This window comes from Aquabacterium sp. A08 (assembly GCF_011742065.1).
This window is the reverse complement of sequence record NZ_JAAQQT010000172.1, coordinates 1-383: the sequence shown is the minus strand read 5'-3', so window position 1 is coordinate 383 and position 383 is coordinate 1. Positions and strand designations below refer to the sequence as shown.

Annotated in this window: 1 pseudogene; it reads left to right on the top strand. The window is 67.1% G+C overall.

Features of this window, described 5'->3' with window-relative positions:
• Nucleotides 1-312: pseudogene (locus HA630_RS00980) on the top strand (NAD(P)/FAD-dependent oxidoreductase); the annotation flags it as partial.
• Between the last annotated feature and the right edge of the window lie 71 nt (nucleotides 313-383).

Sequence of the window (383 nt, the reverse complement as noted above, 5' to 3'; positions counted from 1 at the left end):
ACGCTGGGCCTGATTTCCACCAGCTTCGGCAACTGGCAGGGCGTGCCCGGCGGCGAGCAGGTGGAGCTGCTGGACCCGGCGCACCACAAGGTGCTCAGCCTGCAGTTCCAGGGCGACGTGATGGTGGGCTGCAACAGCGTGGGTTGGACCGACCACGTGGGCGTGATGCGCGGCCTGGTGGAAGGCAAAGTCAAACTGGGCGAGTGGAAAGACAAGCTCAAGGAAGACCCGACGCAGCTGATGAAGGCCTACCTGGCGACGGCTCAGGCGCAAGGCCAGTGGAGCGGGGCCGGCGACGCCCGCCGCCGTTGAGCTGGGGGACTATGCAGATCACCTTCAAGCTGTTTGCCACGCTGGGCGACTACTTGCCGCCCGCCGCCCGC